18 protein-coding genes, 1 tRNA gene and 1 pseudogene are annotated in these 21,057 nt (G+C 47.5%); 10 read left to right on the forward strand and 10 right to left on the reverse strand.

Annotated elements, in window-relative coordinates; genetic code table 11:
• Positions 1-38: 38 nt before the first annotated feature.
• Complete coding sequence (locus tag NDI48_02900; GenBank protein ID MEP0830151.1) at positions 39-176, reverse strand: hypothetical protein; 138 nt, start codon at positions 174-176, stop codon at positions 39-41.
• A 281-nt stretch (positions 177-457) separates the two neighbouring features.
• On the opposite strand from NDI48_02900, the gene NDI48_02905 reads away from it, so the two are divergent.
• From NDI48_02905 to NDI48_02925, 5 genes are all read left to right on the forward strand, one after another.
• Complete coding sequence (locus NDI48_02905) at positions 458-1,675, forward strand: transposase (GenBank protein MEP0830152.1); 1,218 nt, start codon at positions 458-460, stop codon at positions 1,673-1,675.
• Positions 1,676-1,721: 46 nt separating this feature from the next.
• On the forward strand, positions 1,722-2,492 hold the full coding sequence (locus NDI48_02910; GenBank protein MEP0830153.1) for a phosphatase PAP2 family protein: 771 nt from the start codon (positions 1,722-1,724) through the stop codon (positions 2,490-2,492).
• A 40-nt stretch (positions 2,493-2,532) separates the two neighbouring features.
• Complete coding sequence (locus tag NDI48_02915; GenBank protein ID MEP0830154.1) at positions 2,533-3,333, forward strand: PhzF family phenazine biosynthesis protein; 801 nt, start codon at positions 2,533-2,535, stop codon at positions 3,331-3,333.
• Between the two features lie 23 nt (positions 3,334-3,356).
• A complete protein-coding gene (locus NDI48_02920; GenBank protein MEP0830155.1) occupies positions 3,357-4,628 on the forward strand; it encodes a GNAT family N-acetyltransferase in 1,272 nt (423 codons plus the stop codon).
• Between the two features lie 228 nt (positions 4,629-4,856).
• Positions 4,857-6,554 carry an ATP-binding cassette domain-containing protein gene (locus tag NDI48_02925; protein MEP0830156.1) on the forward strand — a complete coding sequence of 566 codons (1,698 nt, stop codon included), beginning with the start codon at positions 4,857-4,859 and terminating at the stop codon, positions 6,552-6,554.
• 140 nt (positions 6,555-6,694) lie between these two features.
• On the opposite strand, the gene NDI48_02930 is transcribed toward NDI48_02925, so the two are convergent.
• On the reverse strand, positions 6,695-6,949 hold the full coding sequence (locus tag NDI48_02930) for a hypothetical protein (protein ID MEP0830157.1): 255 nt from the start codon (positions 6,947-6,949) through the stop codon (positions 6,695-6,697).
• A 428-nt stretch (positions 6,950-7,377) separates the two neighbouring features.
• Between NDI48_02930 and hflX the strand changes: the two genes are divergently transcribed.
• Together hflX and NDI48_02940 are read left to right on the forward strand one after the other, a co-directional pair.
• The gene (gene hflX / locus NDI48_02935; GenBank protein MEP0830158.1) at positions 7,378-9,171 is read left to right on the forward strand and encodes a GTPase HflX; all 1,794 of its coding nucleotides are present in this window, start codon (positions 7,378-7,380) and stop codon (positions 9,169-9,171) included.
• Positions 9,172-9,493: 322 nt separating this feature from the next.
• On the forward strand, positions 9,494-10,099 hold the full coding sequence (locus NDI48_02940; GenBank protein ID MEP0830159.1) for an HD domain-containing protein: 606 nt from the start codon (positions 9,494-9,496) through the stop codon (positions 10,097-10,099).
• Between the two features lie 114 nt (positions 10,100-10,213).
• Here the strand turns inward: NDI48_02940 and surE are convergent, their stop codons facing one another.
• Entirely contained in the window at positions 10,214-11,020 is an 807-nt protein-coding gene (surE, locus tag NDI48_02945; protein ID MEP0830160.1) for a 5'/3'-nucleotidase SurE, read from the reverse strand.
• A gap of 230 nt (positions 11,021-11,250) precedes the next feature.
• Between surE and pheS the strand changes: the two genes are divergently transcribed.
• Entirely contained in the window at positions 11,251-12,255 is a 1,005-nt protein-coding gene (gene pheS, locus NDI48_02950) for a phenylalanine--tRNA ligase subunit alpha (GenBank protein ID MEP0830161.1), read from the forward strand.
• Between the two features lie 85 nt (positions 12,256-12,340).
• On the opposite strand, the gene NDI48_02955 is transcribed toward pheS, so the two are convergent.
• The 6 genes and pseudogenes from NDI48_02955 to NDI48_02980 form a co-directional block, all read right to left on the reverse strand.
• Complete coding sequence (locus NDI48_02955; GenBank protein ID MEP0830162.1) at positions 12,341-14,386, reverse strand: NACHT domain-containing protein; 2,046 nt, start codon at positions 14,384-14,386, stop codon at positions 12,341-12,343.
• Positions 14,369-15,184 (reverse strand): annotated as a pseudogene (locus NDI48_02960) (serine/threonine protein kinase). The gene NDI48_02955 and the pseudogene NDI48_02960 overlap by 18 nt, the downstream one beginning before the upstream one ends.
• 158 nt (positions 15,185-15,342) lie before the next feature.
• Positions 15,343-16,080: a 2-phosphosulfolactate phosphatase family protein gene (locus NDI48_02965; GenBank protein ID MEP0830163.1), complete on the reverse strand. Its 738-nt coding sequence runs from the start codon at positions 16,078-16,080 to the stop codon at positions 15,343-15,345.
• Between the two features lie 98 nt (positions 16,081-16,178).
• Positions 16,179-16,424 (reverse strand): transposase, encoded by a 246-nt coding sequence (locus NDI48_02970; protein MEP0830164.1) that lies wholly within the window; start codon positions 16,422-16,424, stop codon positions 16,179-16,181.
• Between the two features lie 31 nt (positions 16,425-16,455).
• Entirely contained in the window at positions 16,456-17,364 is a 909-nt protein-coding gene (locus tag NDI48_02975; GenBank protein MEP0830165.1) for a transposase, read from the reverse strand.
• A gap of 210 nt (positions 17,365-17,574) precedes the next feature.
• Positions 17,575-17,646: transfer RNA gene (locus tag NDI48_02980), tRNA-Gly, on the reverse strand.
• A 255-nt stretch (positions 17,647-17,901) separates the two neighbouring features.
• Here NDI48_02980 and NDI48_02985 point away from each other — a divergent pair.
• Positions 17,902-18,774 (forward strand): metal-dependent phosphohydrolase, encoded by an 873-nt coding sequence (locus NDI48_02985; protein ID MEP0830166.1) that lies wholly within the window; start codon positions 17,902-17,904, stop codon positions 18,772-18,774.
• 15 nt (positions 18,775-18,789) lie between these two features.
• Positions 18,790-19,905: an ABC transporter permease gene (locus tag NDI48_02990; protein ID MEP0830167.1), complete on the forward strand. Its 1,116-nt coding sequence runs from the start codon at positions 18,790-18,792 to the stop codon at positions 19,903-19,905.
• Here NDI48_02990 and NDI48_02995 read toward each other — a convergent pair.
• The gene (locus NDI48_02995) at positions 19,902-20,861 is read right to left on the reverse strand and encodes a LysR substrate-binding domain-containing protein (protein ID MEP0830168.1); all 960 of its coding nucleotides are present in this window, start codon (positions 20,859-20,861) and stop codon (positions 19,902-19,904) included. The two genes, NDI48_02990 and NDI48_02995, sit on opposite strands and share 4 nt — an antisense overlap.
• Positions 20,862-21,057 lie beyond the last annotated feature (196 nt).

The following is a 21,057-nucleotide window of genomic DNA, read 5'->3' on the forward strand; positions in this document are numbered from 1 at the left end:
CTAATCGCTAAACTCACTCCTCTGTAAAAATTTTTTAACTAATTCGCCGGGAAGTCCCCCGCTATAGCCAAGGCGGATACATCGAGGCGTGAGGCGAGTACCGCCACAGGTTTAGCGGCGGGATGAAAGGCGGTCAATTGCGTCCGGTCAAACGGGAGCGCAATTGACAATACCATCTTACGGTTTTACGATTAAATAAATTCACAGTAAAACCTAGGCTAATCAAGGAAATAAAGGAAATAAAGGTTGGGAAAACTTATGTAACGCCCAAAGATAGCTTGGGTGCTCAGGCGGGAGTTGTGATTGTTGCAGAGTCAACCGAAGGGTACAGTGCAAAAGTATTCTCAGTAAATGCTTGGTACGACCACAAGTACAATCAGCAAGGTCAGATAATAGATGCCCCTCGTGTTGAGATTGGAAACCCTATTTGGGATTTAGATTTAGAGACTGAAAGCTGATGAAACGTCGAGTAGCGAAAGTTAGGCTCTATCCAACAAACGAACAGCAACAATCGCTAGCCAAAGCGTTTGGTTGTAGTCGTTGGTGGTGGAATTTCGCACTCAATAAAACGATTCAAACCTACCAAGAGACAGGAAAAGGGTTGTCAGACAAGGCGCTTAATGCGCTTCTGCCATCGCTCAAAAAAGAATACGAGTGGTTAAAAGAGACTTATTCACAGGTATATCAATCAACCACTCGTAATTTGTCTAGAGCGTTCCTCAATTTCTTTGAAAAGCATGCGGCTTTTCCTCGTTTCAAATCTAGAAAAGCTAGACAGTCTATTCAATACCCTCAGAGTATCAAGATTGAAGGAAACTGTCTTAAAGTTCCTTTTATTGGTTTGATTGAGGCTAAAATTCACAGGTTATTTGAGGGTGGAATTAAGACTGTCACAATATCAAAAGACCCATCAGGCAAATACTTTGCATCTATCTTGTTTGAAGTGGAAGGTGATGAACCTGAAGTTTCAACTGAAGGTAAGGTCGCAGGTATTGATTTAGGAATAAAAGATTTTGCCATTGTTCATAATGGTGAAAAAACCTCTAAGTTTGCTAACCCTAAGCATTTAGCTAAATACGAACGCAACTTAGCTCGAAAACAGGCTAACTTAGCCAGAAAGCAGAAGGGGAGCAAGTCTAGAGAGAAGGCAAGAAGGCTTGCGGCTAGAGTATACGAACGAGTTAGAAATGTCCGTCAAGATTTTCTCCATAAGCTTTCACGGAAGTTAGTTGACGAGAACCAAGTCATCGTAGTGGAGAACCTCAATGTCAAGGGCATGGTTCGCAACCACAATCTAGCCAAGGCTATTTCTGATGTTGGCTGGGGCATGTTTGTCAATTTCTTAGATTACAAGCTGGAACGTAAGGGTGGAAAGCTTATAGAAATTGATAGATGGTTTCCTAGTTCCAAACTCTGCTCAAAGTGTCTCTATCAAATGTCGGAGATGCCATTAGATGTCCGTAGTTGGACTTGTCCGAATTGCGGCACTCATCATGATAGAGACGAAAATGCAGCAAGAAACATAAGAGCAGAGGGTATCAGATTGTTATGGGCGTTGGGAACCAGCGCTCCTGCGGCAGGAGGAGATGTAAGACCAAAACTTGGACGCAAGCCCAAGCAAAGGCATTCTCTCGTGATTGTCGAAGCCCCCACTATATTCGGTACTCCGACTTAGTGGGGGTAGTTCACGAGGCGTCTGTACTCTCGTTTAGCTTTTGCGAATGTTTGAACTAGATTTTAGGGCATTTCTTCAGTCTTTCCTGAGCTTTGGCAAAAAGCTGATTGCTGCTCATTGGCGCTCTTTGCTCATTCTATTTATTGGTGTCTACTTACCCTTACAAGTTTTTGGGGAGCTAGCAGAAGAAGTTTGGGAAAATGAAGGCGGCTTTCCTTGGGATGTGCCTATTCTGCTGGCGGTTCATAGCACATCCTCAACCCAAATGGATGGTTTCGCTACCATCCTGACGAAGCTAGGGGTATTTTGGGGCGTGTTTCCCGTCGCTAGTGTGATCGGGCTAGTATTATTGCTGCGGCGACGGTGGCGATCGCTAACTTATTTACTCACCACTCTCTTCGGCAGCATCATCATTAACCGCACCGCCAAAGTATTATTACATCGAGTTCGTCCCCACCTATGGTCATCACCCGCTCCAGAGTTGGACTACGGATTCCCTAGTGGTCATGCCATGTCGAGTATGACACTGGTAGCGGCGTTGATCATTCTGAGTTGGAACAGCCGTTGGCGCTTTCCCGTTTGGTTGATTGGAAGCGTATTTGTGCTTTCCATTGGCTGGACACGTCTTTATCTAGGAGTTCACTATCCCAGTGATATTCTCGCCGGATGGATGGTTTCGATTGCTTGGGCGATTGGGGTGAGTTTACTGATTAGACCCCATTTAACTAAACCCGTGGTTGCACAGGATGGAGAACCGGCTCATGCCGATCAGCTAACACCGAGGGAACAAGAGGCTGTAACGGAGAAAACTAAGTAGAGATTTCCACCACGTTCTTGCACTCTACCGGAGCAACCTTATGAGACAAACCATCATTCAGGTCGATGCTTTCACTGATACACCCTTCGCCGGAAACCCGGCGGCTGTTTGTGTTTTGCCGGCTCCCCAGGATGGAGACTGGATGCAAAACGTAGCCAGGGAGATGAATTTATCAGAGACGGCTTTTCTCGTCAGGCAGGACGATGGCTTCCATTTACGTTGGTTTACCCCTACCGTAGAAGTGCCGCTTTGTGGTCATGCCACCCTAGCAAGTGCTCATGTCTTGTGGTCAGAAGGACATTTGCCATCGGATGCAGTGGCTCGTTTTTACACCAAAAGTGGCTTACTCATCGCCCAGCGCCAAGGAGATTGGATTGAACTCGATTTTCCGGCCAATCGCTCAGAAGCAATAATCCCCCCTCCCGAACTCTCTCAAGCTTTGGGTGTGCCGATCAAATCAGTTTTTCAGACGGCTTTGGACTATTTGGTCGAAGTAGAGTCTGAAGAATGGGTGCGGCAAATGCAACCCAATTTCCAGCAACTCAAAAGCCTGCACCATGGCAGAGTCATTGTCACCAGCTCTTCTAGCGAAGATTCGGATTATGATTTTATTTCTCGCTTCTTTGCACCTGGCGTAGGCATTGATGAAGACCCAGTAACGGGAGCCGCTCATTGCTGCCTTGCTCCCTTCTGGCGCGATCGCCTCAGTAAGGATGAGTTTTTAGCTTATCAGGCATCCAGTCGAGGTGGGGTGGTGAAAGTGCGCTATACGGGGAGCGATCGCGTTTTTCTCGCAGGACAAGCCGTTACCGTGCTGCGAGGCGAATTAATCGCCACTTGATGGGGGAATGGAGAACAGCCAACGTGAACATTCAACAAGCGTTTAATGCCGCCGCCGCCGATTATGACCGATTAAGGCGCATCCTGATTCCGTGCTTTGAGGATTTTTACAGAACAGCAGTTGAAATTATCCCTTTTGATCGCAGTGCAGCCCTAAAGATACTTGATTTGGGCGCAGGAACAGGTCTTTATTCAGGTATGGTTCAGGCACTCTTCCCGAATGCCGAGTTCACGCTGATCGACTTAGCCCCTGAGATGTTAGAAAAGGCGAAGAGCCGATTTAGCCAGATGGGGAAGTCCCCAAAAATCCTGATGGGTGATTATGTCGAGAGTGATTGGGAAAGCCCATATAACCTTGTGATTTCCGGTTTATCCATCCATCATCTGTCCGACTCGGATAAAAAGCGTCTTTATCAGCGGATTTATCAAGCGCTGAAGCCTGGGGGTATGTTCGTCAATGCCGACCAAGTTTTGGGTAAGACACCCGAATTAGAGAAGCGCTATCGACAACAGTGGCTCGATTCAGTCCGTACCCTCGGTATTTCAGAGGAGGAACTCAAAGCCGCCCAAAAACGCATGGAATACGATCGCATGGCAACCCTTGAGGCACAATTGGGTTGGCTGGAAGCGGCAGGTTTCCAAGATGTGGATTGCTGCTACAAAAATTTCAGCTTTGCCGTTTTTGGGGGATATCGCCCTGCTCAGTTAGAGGTTAAAAACAATCTTCAACAACCCACCCTCCAGACTCAACGGCTCATTCTACGTCCCTTCACCCTAGCAGATGCACCAGATGTGCAACGGTTAGCGGGCGCACGCGAAATTGCTGCCATGACGCTCTCAATTCCCCATCCTTACAAAGATGGTATGGCTCAGGAGTGGATTAACACCCATTCAACTGCATTGGAGCAGGGAAGAGTCGTCAACTTTGCGATCGCCCTCCGGGCGGTGCCTTCGGCAATCGCCCTGTGTGAGAGTGGAGAACTGTGTGGAGCGCTCGGATTAGGCATCGATGCCGATAATAACCAGGCTGAACTCGGCTACTGGCTTGGCAAACCCTATTGGGGACAGGGCTACTGCACCGAAGCCGCTAGAGCCGTGGTGAGATATGGCTTTGAGGTACTTGCCTTACATCGCATTCATTCTGCCCACTTTCCCCACAATCTAGCATCAGGACGAGTGATGCAGAAGATTGGGATGCACTACGAGGGATGCCGCCGCCAACATATACGCAAGTGGGAAAAGTTTGAAGACCTTGTACAGTATGGCATCCTCAAAAGTGACTGGTTGCAGCAGTGAAAGGAAAACCATGAGGGCTTAGGGCGTCGGGGGGAGAGGAAAGAGTTTTTCATTCCAGCCTTCGTGCGTTGTGATACCTCCCCTCTCGCTAAAATTTCCGGAATGACCAGCCCCTAATTGGTAGTTAAATTTTGTTACGATAAATTGGGATATTCAGCCATTGGCGACTCCACCCTCGTCTGTCGCTGATCACGAAACCTACTGCAATTGTCCTTGGAGACACTCCTAATGCTGCGACTCGAACATATTAGTAAAATTTACCCTACAGGCGAAGTCCTCAAGGATGTCAACTGGGAAGTCAAAGTAGGCGATCGCATTGGACTCGTCGGCGTTAACGGCGCAGGCAAATCCACCCAACTGAAAATCATTGCTGGGGAGATGGAACCCACGGCGGGAGAAATTATCCGTCCCGCTAGCTTACACATCGCTTACCTCACCCAAGAATTTGAAGTCGATCCGACGCGCACCGTTCGCGAAGAATTTTGGACGGTGTTTAAGGAAGCGAACGCTGTGCAGCATTCGATGACGCAGGTGCAGCGACAGATGGAAACGGCTAATCCAGAAGAACTAGACCGACTGATCCACAAACTAGACAAACTCCAGCGCCACTTTGAAGCCTTAGATGGCTATGGATTAGAGGCTCAAATTGAGAAGATTTTGCCAGAAATGGGATTTGAGCCAGAAGATGGCGATCGCCTCGTGAGTGCGTTCAGTGGCGGTTGGCAGATGCGGATGAGTTTGGGCAAAATCTTGCTGCAAAAACCCGACCTCTTGCTGCTAGACGAGCCAACAAACCATCTGGATTTAGAAACCATTGAATGGCTGGAAACTTACCTGAAGGGTCTAAAAACCCCAATGGTTATTGTTTCCCATGACCGGGAGTTTCTGGATCGCCTGTGTACCCAAATTGTCGAAACTGAACGCGGTGTCTCGACGACATACCTGGGTAACTACTCTGCTTATTTGCAACAGAAAGCTGAGATGCAGGAAGCTCAACTGAGTGCTTATGAGCGTCAGCAAAAGGAACTGGAGAAGCAGCAAGTCTTTGTGGATCGTTTCCGCGCTAGCGCCACCCGCAGCACCCAGGCGAAAAGCCGCGAGAAACAATTAGACAAAATTGAGCGAATTGAAGCGCCAACCAATAGCTTAAAAACCCTGCACTTCCGCTTTCCCCCGGCACCTCGCAGTGGTTTGGAGGTGGTGAAAATCAAAGACTTAGTTCATGCCTATGATGACAAGATTCTGTTCTTAGGAGCCGATTTACTGATTGAACGTGGCGATCGCGTGGCGTTTCTCGGTCCTAATGGTGCGGGTAAATCGACCCTGCTCCATTTAATTATGGGCATGGAACAACCCACGGAAGGGACGGTTCAATTGGGTCAACATAATGTCCTTCCGGGTTACTTCGAGCAAAATCAAGCCGAAGCTCTGGATTTAAACAAAACCGTCATGCAAACGATCCATGATGAGGTGCCGGATTGGAAAAACGAGGAAGTTCGCACCTTATTAGGACGGTTTTTGTTTAGTGGTGAGACGGTGTTTAAAAAAGTTGAGTCCCTGAGTGGGGGAGAAAAAGCGCGTCTTGCTTTGGCTAAAATGCTTTTACGTCCCGCTAATTTACTGATGTTGGATGAGCCGACCAATCACCTGGATATTCCTGCGAAAGAAATGCTGGAAGAAGCGATCCAGAATTATGATGGTACGGTGCTGATTGTCTCCCACGACCGTTATTTCATTTCCAAAGTGGCTACCAAAATTGTGGAAATCCGAGAGGGTGAATTTCGCCCCTATTTGGGAGATTACCACTATTATTTAGATAAAATCGCGGAAGAAAAACAGCAAGCCAAACTAGCTGCGATCGCCGCCGAAAAAGCCGCGAAAAAAGCGGCAAAAGCCTCGAAAAAAGCTGACACCAAACGCCGCTAATCTTTAATATTTTGTGGAATCTAGTCCTCAAAATAGGGGGTAAGCCTTCCGCAGCACGACGTGAAGATACCCCCTATTATTTTTTCCAGCCTATACAAGAGATTTTGCGTGTTAGTCTTACCTTTGATGTAGCTATCCCGCTAATGCCGAAACGCACCTTCATAAGGAGAAGCACAAAGCCACTTCTCCATTGCAGAAAGCGGAAGCACAATCGGCCAAAAGATTGTTGCTAGTGCCAATACTTTTAAACACAAGCGTTTTTCTGACTCCGACAAGCTAGTATCCTGCCTAAAACGTTGAAACCAGTTAGCAAAGCATTGGATCGCTTTGCTAACATAAAGTGCAGTCAGAATTAGGGATAATTCTTGATAGCTTGCTGCGTCGATTATACACATCGACATAATACCCTTTAATAGTTTGGTTGTCTTGACGATAGACTTTAGGCTTTTAAAAAGCCCATAGGCACCCTTCGAGCAAAGGTCTCAGGCAGACAATTAGCGACTTTGTTTTGAGTTTGCTCTACATCTATAAGATATAAGATATTCCTCTTAAAAAGGAATCATAGCCGTTCTCAACTGGAGTGATAGACACAATGGCAGGGGCATAAGGCTGTGCGCCTCTATGCCTGTACCTCATCCAATCGAGAAGGCTATATGGCAATGAGTAGAGTAATAATCCTAAGAATATTAATTTAATTAAAAATGTGCTTTATGATACAATTTATTCATTAAATTTAATGAAAGCTTCCGGAAAGCGATGAGAAGTTTAGCAGAAAACGCTTTTCCCGCTATTGCCCTCATCTAGGTATAGATGCGGTGTCGGAGTGTTTCTGTACAATAGAAATCGATGGATTCAGGAGCCAGGTAACTGGTCAGAAACGCCTATCGAGACTATCTACGGGAATCTTCAGGGTTTAAAGTCCAGCCAACTCAAGCAGCTCCAACGGCTGTATCAGCAGCGCTTACCGAGCGATAGCTTGACAACACCAGAGTTTGCCCAACGACTGGCCGCCATCAGCACGGACATCAAACAACCGGTGTGTACCTACATCAATCGCCGGGGACAGGTGATTCGCGTGGGAGTCGGTACTCCCTCTCAGACGAAAATCCCGCCGTTGGAATTGCCCCGCTACGGCGCAGAACGACTGTCGGGCATTCGCTGTCTTGCCACTCAGCTTAAGTCAGAAACTCCGAAAGAAGCGGCCTTAACCGCCATGGTGATTCAACGACTCGATGCTTTAGTGGTACTGACGGTTACAGAATCAGGATTTGAGCGGCGGGGAGGGGGTGCTACCGGTTATGTCAAAGAGACTTACTTAGTTCACTTACTTCCTCCCACGGAGCAAGGAGTGCAAAATCCAGATGACCGCCCTCTAGCAACTGGCGTTGAACAGAGCTGGAGTGTGTCGCCACCCCTAAGCTTGGATATACTGACCAAGCAGGATTTCCTGGAGTTGGTCGAAGGGCTAGAATCTGAGTTCCGGCGAGAATTTGTTGCACAACAGGTTGATGTCGATCAAGACCGAGTGCTGATCGTTGGGTTGATGACGGACGAGACGACTAAAGAGCGATTTGAGGATGGCTTAGCAGAAATCGCCCGGTTGGTGGAAACGGCAGGGGGAGAGGTATTACAGACGATGCGGCAGAAGCGATCGCGTCCGCATCCTCAAACCGTGGTTGGGGCTGGTAAAGTTCAGGAAATTGCCCTCATCGTTCAAACTCTAGGAGCTAATCTCGTCGTGTTTGACCGCGACCTCTCACCAGCTCAAGTCCGCAACCTAGAATTGGAAACTGGTGTCCGGGTCGTAGACCGTACTGAAGTCATTTTGGATATCTTCGCCCAACGCGCCCAATCCCGCGCCGGAAAATTGCAGGTAGAACTGGCTCAGCTCGAATACATGCTGCCCCGTCTCACAGGACGCGGTCAGGCGATGTCACGGTTAGGGGGCGGTATCGGAACACGCGGCCCCGGTGAAACAAAACTGGAAACGGAACGCCGAGCGATTCAGCGTCGAATCAACCGACTCCAACAGGAAGTGAACCAGTTGCAAGCCCATCGTTCCCGCTTGCGGCAGCGGCGTCAGCGACAGGAAGTTACTACGATTGCAGTCGTCGGTTATACCAATGCTGGAAAATCCACCCTGTTGAATACACTCACTAATGCTGAGGTCTACACAGCTGACCAGTTGTTTGCGACCCTTGACCCCACCACACGACGCTTACCCATTCCCAATGCCGTGACCGGTGAACCGATGGAAATTCTGCTAACCGATACCGTCGGATTTATCCACGAACTCCCTCCCCCTTTAGTGGATTCCTTCCGTGCCACTTTAGAAGAAGTTACAGAAGCCGACGCGCTGCTTCATTTGGTGGATTTATCTCATCCGGCATGGCAAAGTCACATCCGCTCGGTGATGACCATTTTGTCGGAGATGCCCGTTACACCGGGCCCGATTTTGGTGGCGTTTAATAAAATTGACCAGGTAGATAGTGAAACCTTGACGCTGGCTCAAGACGAATTTCCTCAAGGCGTATTCGTTTCCGCCAGTGAGCGGTTCGGACTGGAAACACTGCGTCAAAAATTAGCTCAGTTAGTTCATTACGCCCTCAATCCTTAGTCATATGCTTGCCATGGCTCAGTCAAAAGAGATATTTTGCCTTTGTGAGAGTGTAGAATTAACGGTTATGGTCGTCCGCACCTCGTAGAGCTGACAATGGCACCAATGTTGCCAAAAAGTCAGTTTTTTCGTTTTTGCCCAGATGACAGACAAGAAAAATCTTTTGCGGATGGGTGATACCATAAATTACCTTGACCCGATGAGAGATGATTTCAGGGGTCAGTTATCCAAATGTGCTTTGGATTGGGAAAGGCGTATTACTCGTGGTATTGCCACTCTTAATCCATCAGGCCAACCTAAAAAAGTCTAACTTTACAGTTTGATGCTTCGTTCTGGCGACGCTGAGATTTTAAGTTTTCTAGAGCAAATCCAGCTGGCTCGAAACCTTGCAGTTGGCTTACGATGCTATCGTCTACGAACCATGTGCCTAAATTTGGCACGCTGGCTGAGATTGGATCAAGAACAAATACGCCAGCTCATTTTCTTGAGTTACTGCCACGGTCTGGGGAAAATTGGTATCCCTGACGCAATTCTGCTCAAACCCAGTTCTCTGAACGAGCAGGAGTGGACGAAAATTCGCGAGTACCCAGAAGTGTCCGAGCTAATCTGTAATCAGCTTCCTGTTCTCAGGGAGTTTGCCCCTTTAGTTCGCTCTCATCAAGAGCGGCTTAATGGTACAGGCTATCCCGATGGGTTGCAGGGCGATGAAATTCCTTATATTGTTCAGGTTTTTCAACTGGTCAATATCGCGGATGCCATTATCAGTAAGCGGCTTCACCGTACCAGCAACACCTCTGCGAGCGATCGCCCCTACTGGATGCAAGCTGTTGAGGAAATTACCAAAGAAATGGAGGTAGGAGCCAGAGACGCGGAACTGTGTGAGAAGTTTTTCCGGTTTCTGGAGCTTTACTACCGAGGCGGCGGTTGATTGGGGGTTGAAGGTTGGAAGGTTAGCCGATTGTTCGCGTAGCGTTCCCCGTACTCGGAAGCAGAACCCCAAGGGTAAGGGTAGGTTAGAACTTTCAACTTGCCAACTTGGAACTTATCCCCAATCCTCCGTCCGAAGCCCTAAGTTCTGTAAACTAGATACTCCACCTACGTAGGTGAGGTTATATTGCAACGGTGTCACAGTGATATATTTATCACGAATTGCCTGGACATCTGTTGGTACATGTTCGGGGAGATGGAGATGGGCGGGTTGTTCCACATCTTCGAGAACTTCACCGGCTAACCAGTAATAGGTTTTGCCGCGTGGATCGACTCGTTTCTCGAAGGTATCGAAATAGCGGCGAATGCCTTGACGAGTGATACTGACTCCGGCAATTTCTTCTGGCTTCAGGGGGGGTACATTCACATTCAGCAGCATCACCTCAGGTAGGGGCTGCTTGGAGAATTGATCAATGAGCTGTTTGGCAAACAGCGCGGCAGCTTGAAATTCCTGTGAGGTATGGCTAGCCAGACTGAAGGCAATGCTGGGAATACCTTCGATGACGCCTTCCATCGCCGCTGAGACAGTGCCCGAATAGAGGATATCTGTACCCAGGTTAGAACCGTGATTGATGCCAGAAAGGACAAAATCCGGTGGGCTGTCAATTAATGCCCCTAACGCCAGCTTCACGCAGTCTGAGGGCGTTCCTGAACATGCCCAGGCTTTGATCGATGGGTGAAAGATTGACTCAACTTTTTCGGCACGAATGGGGTCGTGTAAGGTAAGACCATGGCCCGTAGCCGATCGCTCTCGATCCGGACAAACAACCGTAACGTTATGGCCGGCTTGGGCAAGCGTATCGGCGAGGGTGCGAATACCCAGTGCGAAAATCCCGTCGTCGTTGCTGATGAGCAATTTCATGAAGAAGTAATGTCGCCGCAAAGATGAAAGTCGTTGTTTGATTCTATCTTGAGGCTTGGGTTGCAATACGGCTTTTGGGAAAGCTCAGTCCGAGTTTAGCGATCGCGACAGTCAAACAACCCATCGCTCCTCCTCAACTCAGCCTTTGACAATACCGCTAAAAGAATGACAGCTCAGATGGGTACACTGGTAAAGGTAATTAGCTTCGGTAACTTTCTTCACGACCTAGCATGACCATTTCGCCTGACGAGCTTGAGACTCAATTAGCCGCCATCAAAGAAGAAGCACTTTCCAAGATCGCTGCTACTGATACCCTAGAACAATTAGAACAATTACGCATCAGTTACCTGGGCAAGAAAGCGCAACTGTCTCAGGTTTTGGGGGGTATGGGCAAGCTAGCACCAGAAGACAAACGTCGCATTGGTGCTTTTGCCAATGTTGTTAAAGAAGCCCTCCAAGAGGGTTTAGAAAAGAAGCGCACTGAATTACAAGCCGCCCAAATCCAGGCACAATTGGAAGCCGAAACCCTTGATGTGACGATGCCAGGGGTTTATCGCCCTCAGGGTCGGATTCACCCCCTCAATAGCACGATTGATCGGGTGTTGGATATCTTCGTGGGATTAGGTTATACCGTCGCCGCCGGTCTGGAAATGGAGACGGATTACTATAACTTTGAGGCACTCAACACCCCCCCTGATCATCCAGCCCGGGATATGCAGGATACGTTTTACCTGCCGGATGGTAACTTGCTACGCACTCATACCTCTTCCGTGCAGATTCGCTACATGGAAGCCAATGAACCCCCAATCCGAATTATTGCACCCGGTCGAGTTTATCGTCGGGATACTGTGGATGCCACCCACTCGGCTGTGTTTCATCAAATAGAAATACTAGCCGTAGATGAAGGGATAACCTTTACTGACCTGAAAGGTACTCTCAAAGAATTCTTCCAAGACTTGTTTGGCGAGGAAATAGAATTACGCTTTCGCGCCAGTTATTTCCCCTTTACAGAACCTTCGGCAGAAGTAGATGTGAAGTGGAGAGGGAAATGGTTAGAAATGGGGGGTTGTGGCATGGTTGACCCTAACGTACTCAAAGCCGTCGGCTACGACCCTGAGATTTACACAGGCTTTGCCGCTGGTTTTGGTGCAGAACGCTTTGCTATGGTGCTGCATCAAATTGATGATATTCGTCGATTGTACAGCAGTGACTTGCGATTTTTGCGGCAGTTCTAAAGCGGGTTGAAGGTTGAAGGTGAGAACTCTCAATTTTTCAACTTTCAACTTTCAATTTACCAACTTTCAAGTTTAAGCTTTTGCTCTAATCCCTCAACAGGGGCATTCGTGCAAAATGCTCCAACAGTAGACGATGAATAAAAATGTAACCTCCACCAACTTTTTGTAAAAAAATTCGCTCTGTCGCCCAGTCGAGAAAACGAGCATAATTCCCAGGAATATACCCGCACAAGTAGAGGATAAGGCGCAGAATGAAGTGTTTGATACAAGCTTCACCGCCTCCAGCTAACAGTCCAAAGGATAGACCAAACATTCCCCAATACAAAACTCGCCAATGCAATAGCGCGGCTCCTACACACGCCACGCAAAATCCTATTAAAGAAAAAACAACAGCATTTTTAGCAGACTGCCAAATTCCTTGATTAGGAACTGTGAGCATCTCGATCCCAGGGCTAGTTAACCCACGAACTAACCCAACAGTCAGCCCCATAGTCATCCCAAACACTAGCCCACGAAGTAATGAATCCCTAAAATGAGGATGGGAAAGACTAAAAGGCAGGGGGTTAAATAATAAATAATAAGGGATTTTGAGGAGCAATCCCCAAAGCGAACCAAAAACTACTCCACGAATCAGATTTTTCCTGGCGTTTTTTCCAGACCATTTTAGCTTCTCAACAGGTTTGATGCGAGAAATACCGAAAATACGCCAAAAAGCTAACCCTGTTGCTGAGAGTAGTAGAAGCATTCGGTTGAGCGGGAAAACCAATATTCCTATCAGCCCCCCAAACAGGATAAAACAGAGAACGACACTGAGTCCGTAAATCCGTTTTTGCCAGTTTTTGGGCAACAAATCTGGCTGCATTCGCTCGATTAAGAATACAGTTTGAGACTGCTGAGATAGTTGTTGCGCTAGCCAAATCAGCCACTGCATTGATTGTGGTTTTGAATACTGGCGAGTGGCACCTCGGCGGTCAAACATGCGTTGAATGTAGTTATCAAACAAATGTTGGCGGCGTTCTTCCAAATTCATTCCCGGTAAGTCTGTTACTGACATCCCCTGGTACGCGAGGGTCATAATACTAAGCATCAGGGGAGACTTGGCTAATTCTTGAAGTGTAGTATCGGCTTGCAGGGAGGTATTGAGAGCTGCTAGTTCTAGATCTGCACTAGCAAGATAGTGATGGACTTGTTCTAAGGTGAGGGGTTGGATGAACAAAGCGGCCTGAAACCGGAGGTGGTGGTCGAGGACTTCATAGTCTTTGATGCGGCTCGTCACTACAATTTCAGTGGTTCCGTGTAACTGGATGAATTCGTTTAACGCTTGAACACATGCGGCTCGACGATTAGGATTGACTTCGTCTAAGCCATCCAGAAGTAGCAATATCTGCTCAGTTTTAATCCAAGCCTGACCGATTTCTTGGGAAACTTGATATTTGGTATTGAGTTCTTGTACCAGCCAATCAGCAAGCGCTTGCTTGTCATTTGTCCAAGCTGAAAGGTTAAATACTACAGGGATAGACTGGTTGAGGTCTTGCTCGGTACGGGAAATCAGATCGCGAGTTAGTTCCAACAGTGTCGTTGTTTTGCCTGCGCCGGGAGCGCCTAAAATTAACAGCGTTCGTCCGGCTCCGAGTTGATCGAATTGGTCAATAATTCGGGTATTTGGGGGCAGGGTTTGCCGGGGTTGCTCAGGTGTTTCCCACACAATACCCCAAGGGCGATCGAGGGCGTCGAGGCGTTTTTCTAAACCGAGGGCAATCAGTGCCTTATCGTGTAGAGACGTTTCTAGAACACCTTTAATCCAATAATTTTTCACTTTGTTGAGCAAGATTTGGCGATGGCGATACTCTTGTCGGGAGTAGAGCGTTTTCGCTTCCAGTACCTCTTGCGAAGGGATTGGGGATTGAGGTTTGGGAAGTGGGGAGTTGGAATACGAGGGAGTATTGCCAAGTCTTCCTTGCCCTCCTACTCCCCAGTCAAGAGCACCCTCAGTAGGGGTGGGGAGTTTTGTGGTTTCTAGATCGGATGCCTGGGTTGTTTTAGTCTGGGATAATGGGAGAGTTGGCTCTGCCGGAATTATTTCTGGGATATTTTTTAAGACTGGAGTATCCGCCTGCAAGACAAGGAGCATTTCTCTGGCTGTTGAGAAGCGATCGCGCGGATGAGGCTGAGTCGTCTTGTCTAAAATGGCTGCTAAGCTGGGGCTAATCTTCACCGCATCTGTGTGCCAAACGAACTTACCCGTCTCAGGATTTGTCTCTAATTCTTGAGGGCGTTTACTCGTTAAAAGGTAAATTGCTGTGAGACCCAAGCTGTATAGGTCACTGGCGTAGACCGGTTTACCGGCTGCTTGCTCTAGAGGCATGAAGCCTTTTGTTCCGACCACAATGGAGCTAGTTATCTCCCCTTGAGGATTGACCACCATACCCATCGTTTCTTTGGCAATGCCGAAATCAATTAAAACGGGTTTGCCATCGTGTTGTCTCAGAATGATGTTGTTGGGTTTGATATCTCGGTGGATAATTCCTCGGTTGTGGACATAATCCAGGATGGGTAAAATACTCAACAGTATTTCCTTCACGTCACTTTCGCCCAATAAGCCGTGCCGTTGTAATTTGGCATTTAAAGTGACGCCTTCAATCCATTCCTGCACTAAATAAAACTGTCCCTGCTCGGCAAAATAAGCATACAACTGAGGAATCTGAGTGCTTCCCTCACCCAGTTGCTCTAGAATTGCGGCTTCCCGCTCAAATCGCTCTTGAACCAGTTGGTAAACATTAGGATTGTTTGCGATCGGTTTGAGTTGCTTAATGACGCAGTGACGACCTGAAGGCATATGCGTATCCTGTGCCAGAAAGGTTTCACCAAATCCGCCCGTCGCAAGAGCCTGAATAATTCGATAGCGATTGTTCAAAAGCGCTGGAATCATCAACTAGCTAAATCTCTGGGAAGCCCAACGCTGTCCCTTAAGGCAGCGCTGGCAGGATGTCACATTGGCTCAGGGAAAGCATCTAAAATGCCTGATACTGATATTGCTCCGTGAGGGAGCGTTTGCCAGCAAGGGACAGGTAATTTTTAGCCAGAGGATTACTCCTTCTTAACTAAAATTCCTGGTTCTTTCTGGATGGGGAGGACATTTAAAATATCCGTCTGAGCGCAATATTTTAGGTCTTCATGGCAATCGAGACGCAACAGGCGTTTTCCGTGGCTAGCATGGTGGAATAGTTCTAATAATTGGTCTTGCCACTGCGAGTAGAGTGCGATCGCACCGATGACTTCATCATTTCCTGCGAGTTCGTCTAAGGGGACGTTGAGTTTTTCCTGGAGACTGTGAGCGATCGCACCAGCACAAGCGGTATCCTCTAAGGAGAAACTGCCTTCCCAACCTGAGCCGACAAGCCACAGCGTCTCTGGCTGTTGAGCCAAAATATACTCTACGGTTGCCAGACGATTCACAAAGGCTGCTGCCAGAACAATGGGGGCATTCTGCACGCATTGTAAAGCACGGGTGCCATTGGTTGTACTAATGAACAATCGCCGACCCTGGACTCGTTCAGGCGTACAATCTAGGGGGGAGTTACCCAAGTCACAGCCAGCCACCATAGCACCGCCGCGTTCTCCGGCGCGAAGACGTTTTTCGGGTGGCCATTGTTCGCTGACTTGCATCAACTTTTCCATATCACTGAAGGCTTGGACAGCCTCAGCACCTGCATTTAAAGCGGTGGCGATCGTGGTTGTGGCTCTGAGAATATCAATAGCGATCGCACAGTCTGGTACTTGATCGGTTGGAGTCAGTTCTGGGGTGTGGTAAACGAATAACTTCACTGGCGGACTGTACCTGCATAGTTAACTGCCGAGATATTATTCTATGGGTCAGCCCTACCAAATTCCTAATGTAAACTACCCCACCTGATTGAGTGCGCCTAAAGGCTGGTCAATGCAGGTGGGGCTTTCGGTAGCCCTGGATTTCTTGCACAAGACAATAGCTCCGAGCCTCTAGGCTGGTTTACAGAACAGCCCCAAAGTTCAATCATTTTTGCACCATTAAAGTCTGCATCTCCAAGCCATCCACAGGCTTTGTTGGTGCATTTAAAGTGCTTGTGGGTTCTCACTCCAATGTGCAAACAGCAATGGCAAGTCTGGGATGTATAAGCAGGAGGAACCGTTATGACTTCAACACCTTCCTTAATTGCTTTGTACTTAAGGAACTGTCTTAACTGAATAAAATGCCCAAGAATTTGAGCGTCTTCTTTCAGCTTTAGAACGGGGTTGTTGATTCGTTCTGTCCCTGATGCCTGTTAAGTCTTCAATGGCAACGATTGAATGGTGCGCCTTCGCTTCCTTTATAATTTGCTTACTGATGCTGTGGTTCAACGCCTGTTGAAATCTCCTCTCTCTACCCGATAGCCGTTTCAAGATATTTCGACATCTACGCCGAGTTGTCCTTGTGCCTTGGGTAGCTTTTTTCTGGAAAGAAGACCTGACACGAGAATACTTGTCTCTAACTTGATTGAGCTGCTTACCGTCCCAACCTTTATTGGTACTGGTTTTAGCTATCTCTGTTCGCCCAAAATCAACGCCAATTACATTTTTGGCCTTAATGGGTGACGGTGCATCATTCTTAATCTGAATGTGTGCGTACCATTCTCTATCAAGATGCTGACAAATTTGAGCGCTAGTTGGCTGAATTCCTGCTAACTTTCCCCTATGATAATTACTAGCTCGAATCGGACATTTGACTCGTTTTCCAGTTGTACTGATGCTCACACTCCACTCTTGTTCAAAAAACTGGAATGTCCTGGCATCACAGTCAAAACTTGTTGGCTTAAAAGACTTGACTTTTTCGCCTTTTGGCTTTGCTGTTAAACGGTTGGAAGCAACCCTAGCGCAAGCTCTTACAACGTGGTTGGCTGTTAATCCTGACTCTTTTTTGATGTCGTGGTAACAGATTGCTTGAATGGAGTTTCGGTTGGTCAACCTTGGATTAACCGTTTGATTAATGGTGTTGCAAGCACACGCAAAACTCTCTGCTGTAGCAGCAATTAATCGCTGCTGTTCACTCGAAAGTTGAAGTTTTACAACTAGCGTCAGTACTTGCTTCACGTTCACGAAAAACTCAAAAACATGAATTTACCACAAATTACTGCAAAATGTAGAATGCCTTCAACGTTTCTATTGACTATGGAAACTGAAGTTCTACCGCCTCATCGTCAATTCATAGTCAAAATTTGCCCCAATAGACTAAAAAACTGTCACACTAAGAATAGATGACAGCTTCTAGCACCCCTTAATTTATAGGATTTTTGCTTTTTTTCTAAAAGCGGATGATCGGACTCGAACCGACGACATTCAGCTTGGGAAGCTGACGTTCTACCACTGAACTACACCCGCAAACATTTACCTATCATTATACAATGCTTTTTCAGTTAAGAGCCGCCTCGGCAGGTGCGATTGCCTATGGCAGTGCCCAAAGAGCGATCGCGCCTCTCTCGATGAATGCCTCAAACAATAACCTGTGATGGAAAACACCGAGCGACCATGACACGTAAAGGACTAGGCTACAAAATTTTGTTGCATCCTAGAAAGTGTATGTAGTGATCACGACGGGTGCGCCGCTGAGGTCAAAGCTATCAACGAGTATCAAGGATGTTTAACGCAACTGAAATTTTAATTAATGCGTTTGTGCAAAAACTGCGGGAAGGTTACCGCCGGACTTATGGGGGGCTAAAAACCGATAACGAAGACATTATTGCATGGGCCGGAAGTATGGCAATGGAAAATATTGCCAACAGCGATGCTCTTTATCACAATGTTGAACATTCCATTATGGTTGCCTTAGTGGGACAAGAGATTTTACGAGGCAAACATATCCGTGAAGGTGGCATAACCTCCGATGACTGGTTGCACTTTATCATCTCCTTGGTCTGTCATGACATTGGCTATGTCAAAGGAGTGTGTCGCAGCGATCGCGACACGGAAAGGCTCTATGCGACAGGTCAAGATGGAGAAATGGTGTATCTCCCACCCGGAGCCTCAGATGCGTCTCTAACGGCATATCATGTGGATCGGGCAAAACTCTTCATTGAGGAGCGGTTTGGAGGTCATAAACTAATCGAGGCTGAGGTCATTAAGCGCAATATTGAATTGACTCGTTTCCCTGTACCGAAAGAGGGCGATCATCAAGATACAGTCAACTTCCCCGGATTAATTCGCGCTTCTGACTTGATTGGTCAAATGAGTGACCCACGCTACCTGAAAAAAATTAGTGCTCTATATTACGAATTTGAAGAAACAGGTGTCAATCAAGCGCTAGGATATCGGCATCCTGGAGATCTGCGTCGCCACTACTCTATGTTTTACTGGAATGGAGTATACCCTTATATTCAACAAGCTTTGCGATACCTAGGGCTGACGCAGCAGGGTAAACAAATTGTTGCCAACCTCTACTCAAATGTGTTCGTCATCGAACATGAAAAAACTGAGGAAGAACATCGGCAACTGGCACAACAAGTTTACTAATAACCTTCTAACAACATGAATTGGTGGCAGAAACTCAAAAAGAATCCACTTGCTCGGTTGGGAGCCTTGCTGCTCTTAATTTTCTATATAAGCGTCATCGCCGCTGATTTTGTGGCTCCCTATAATCCTTATGAACCCCAGATAGATGGTTCGCTGCTACCCCCCACCCAAATTTACTGGCGTAACCAAGCCGGACAGTTTATCGGGCCACACGTTTATCCAACCACCCAAGGGCAGACAGATCTAGAAACAGGCAAGCGCGAAATCAAGCGCGACCTTTCCAAACCATCGCCGATACGCCTTTTTGTGAGAGGTGCCAGCTACAAACTCTTTCAACTCCGACTACCGATAGGCCCTAAATTTGCCTTGGTAGACGTGATTGGCGGAATTCCCTGTAACTTACATTTGTTCGGTACGGTGGGTGAAGGCAAAATTAATGTATTAGGGACAGACGAATCGGCTCGCGACCAGTTCAGCCGCCTCTTGCATGGCGGTCGAGTTAGCCTCAGTATTGGCCTGGTCGGTATTGCCGTGTCTTTTCCCATTGGTCTATTGGTGGGTGGAATTTCCGGCTATTTCGGGGGATGGACAGATGCTATCTTGATGCGCCTAGTTGAAGTGCTGATGACGATTCCATCGCTTTATCTCCTAGTCGCCCTTGCTGCCGTGCTACCGTCCAGTATCACCAGCGCCCAGCGATTTTTATTAATTGTCTTGATTACCTCGTTTATTGACTGGGCTGGCATGGCGCGGGTGATTCGAGGGCAGGTTCTTTCCATTAAAGAGCGAGAATTTATCCAAGCCGCGAAAGCCATGGGTGCCAACCCCTTCTACATCATTGTTCGCCATGTTTTGCCCCAGACGGCAACCTATGTCATTATCAGGACAACCCTGGCGATTCCGGGCTTCATTGTCGCCGAATCTGTACTGAGCTTGATTGGTCTTGGTATTCAGCCACCCGACCCCTCTTGGGGTAATCTGCTGTCGGTGGCAACCAATGCGTCAATGTTGGTCTTACAACCTTGGTTGATTTGGCCTCCAGCGCTGCTGATTATCTTGACAGTGTTGGCCTTTAATTTGCTGGGGGATGGTCTGCGCGATGCTCTCGATCCTCGAAGTCTTCAGCGTTAGCTGTTTTGTTCCTGCTCGGTGAAACCGGATTGAGAAACCTTTCGCCCCGACGTTTGTTCGGCAACCTGCTTGCCCTCGGTCAACAAATAATCCAGGAAAGTCCGAGCCACAATCGACAGTTGTTTGCCGTTTGGATAGATGGCATACCAATAGCGCTCGATAGGAAAGTGTTGTGCATCTAAAACGGTCAACTGACTGCTAGGGCCTTCCAGGGCTAAAGTGTGCAGCGATAAGATAGAAATTCCTAAACCCCCGGCGATGGCTTGCTTAATAGCCTCATTACTTCCTAAATCTAGCTGCACCTTCAATGACAGTTTATGCTCATCGAACAGGGATTGCACGGCCTTGCGCGTTCCTGAGCCAGGTTCCCTCATAATAAAAGGCTCAGCCGCAATGCGTTCAATCGGGATATTTTTTTCCTCAGCTAGGGGATGATTGGCGGGTGCCATGACAACTAAGGGGTTGTCTAGAATTCGTTTGTAGGTAACCTCAATACTTTCGGGCAGTTGACTCATCACATACAAGTCGTCCAAATTTTCACCCAGGCGATTGAGGATGTGTTCGTGGTTGGTTACCTGGAGAGAAACATCAATTCCTGGATAACGCTTGCAAAATGGCCCTAATAATCGGGGCACAAAATATTTGGCCGTTGTAATCACGGCTAACCGCAGGCGTCCCTGCTTCAAACCTTTTAAGTCTGCTATTGTCATCTCAAACTGGTCTAATTTTTCAAAGACTTCGCGACAGGTCTTGACCAGTTCTTCTCCAGCTTGTGTCAGATAGAGACGCTTGCCAACTTGATCGAACAGAGGCATTCCCACAGCTTTCGTTAACTGCTTAACCTGCATCGAAACGGTGGGTTGAGTGAGAAAGAGTTCCTCTGCTGCTCGTGTAAAGCTATTGTGCCGAGCAACCGCTTCAAAAACCTTTAGCTGGTGCAGCGTAGATTGCTTCAAGGATGCTTCTCCTGCAAAAAGTTATAGACTTTAGTCTATTGTAATCATAAAAAACTAAGTTTTTATCTATGGATATTCCAAGTTATCATTTCTGATAACTGGAACAAGTGACAGTCTTCCTTCCAACGAGTGTTGCACAGATAGCTGATTGTATGCTGTGGAGAGTTAGGCTTTTCCCGTGCTGTATTTCACAGGA

The organism is Microcoleus sp. AS-A8 (assembly GCA_039962225.1).
Taxonomy (GTDB): Bacteria; Cyanobacteriota; Cyanobacteriia; order Cyanobacteriales; family Coleofasciculaceae; genus Allocoleopsis.

Excerpts from the sequence above, each read along its gene's own strand:
- NDI48_02900 (MEP0830151.1), bottom strand. The coding sequence starts at position 176 with ATGGTATTGTCAATTGCGCTCCCGTTTGACCGGACGCAATTGACCGCC.
- NDI48_02905 (MEP0830152.1), top strand. The coding sequence starts at position 458 with ATGAAACGTCGAGTAGCGAAAGTTAGGCTCTATCCAACAAACGAACAG.
- NDI48_02910 (MEP0830153.1), top strand. The coding sequence starts at position 1,722 with ATGTTTGAACTAGATTTTAGGGCATTTCTTCAGTCTTTCCTGAGCTTT.
- NDI48_02915 (MEP0830154.1), top strand. The coding sequence starts at position 2,533 with ATGAGACAAACCATCATTCAGGTCGATGCTTTCACTGATACACCCTTC.
- NDI48_02925 (MEP0830156.1), top strand. The coding sequence starts at position 4,857 with ATGCTGCGACTCGAACATATTAGTAAAATTTACCCTACAGGCGAAGTC.
- NDI48_02930 (MEP0830157.1), bottom strand. The coding sequence starts at position 6,949 with ATGTGTATAATCGACGCAGCAAGCTATCAAGAATTATCCCTAATTCTG.
- NDI48_02940 (MEP0830159.1), top strand. The coding sequence starts at position 9,494 with ATGCTTCGTTCTGGCGACGCTGAGATTTTAAGTTTTCTAGAGCAAATC.
- surE (MEP0830160.1), bottom strand. The coding sequence starts at position 11,020 with ATGAAATTGCTCATCAGCAACGACGACGGGATTTTCGCACTGGGTATT.
- pheS (MEP0830161.1), top strand. The coding sequence starts at position 11,251 with ATGACCATTTCGCCTGACGAGCTTGAGACTCAATTAGCCGCCATCAAA.
- NDI48_02955 (MEP0830162.1), bottom strand. The coding sequence starts at position 14,386 with ATGCTCCTTGTCTTGCAGGCGGATACTCCAGTCTTAAAAAATATCCCA.
- NDI48_02985 (MEP0830166.1), top strand. The coding sequence starts at position 17,902 with ATGTTTAACGCAACTGAAATTTTAATTAATGCGTTTGTGCAAAAACTG.
- NDI48_02990 (MEP0830167.1), top strand. The coding sequence starts at position 18,790 with ATGAATTGGTGGCAGAAACTCAAAAAGAATCCACTTGCTCGGTTGGGA.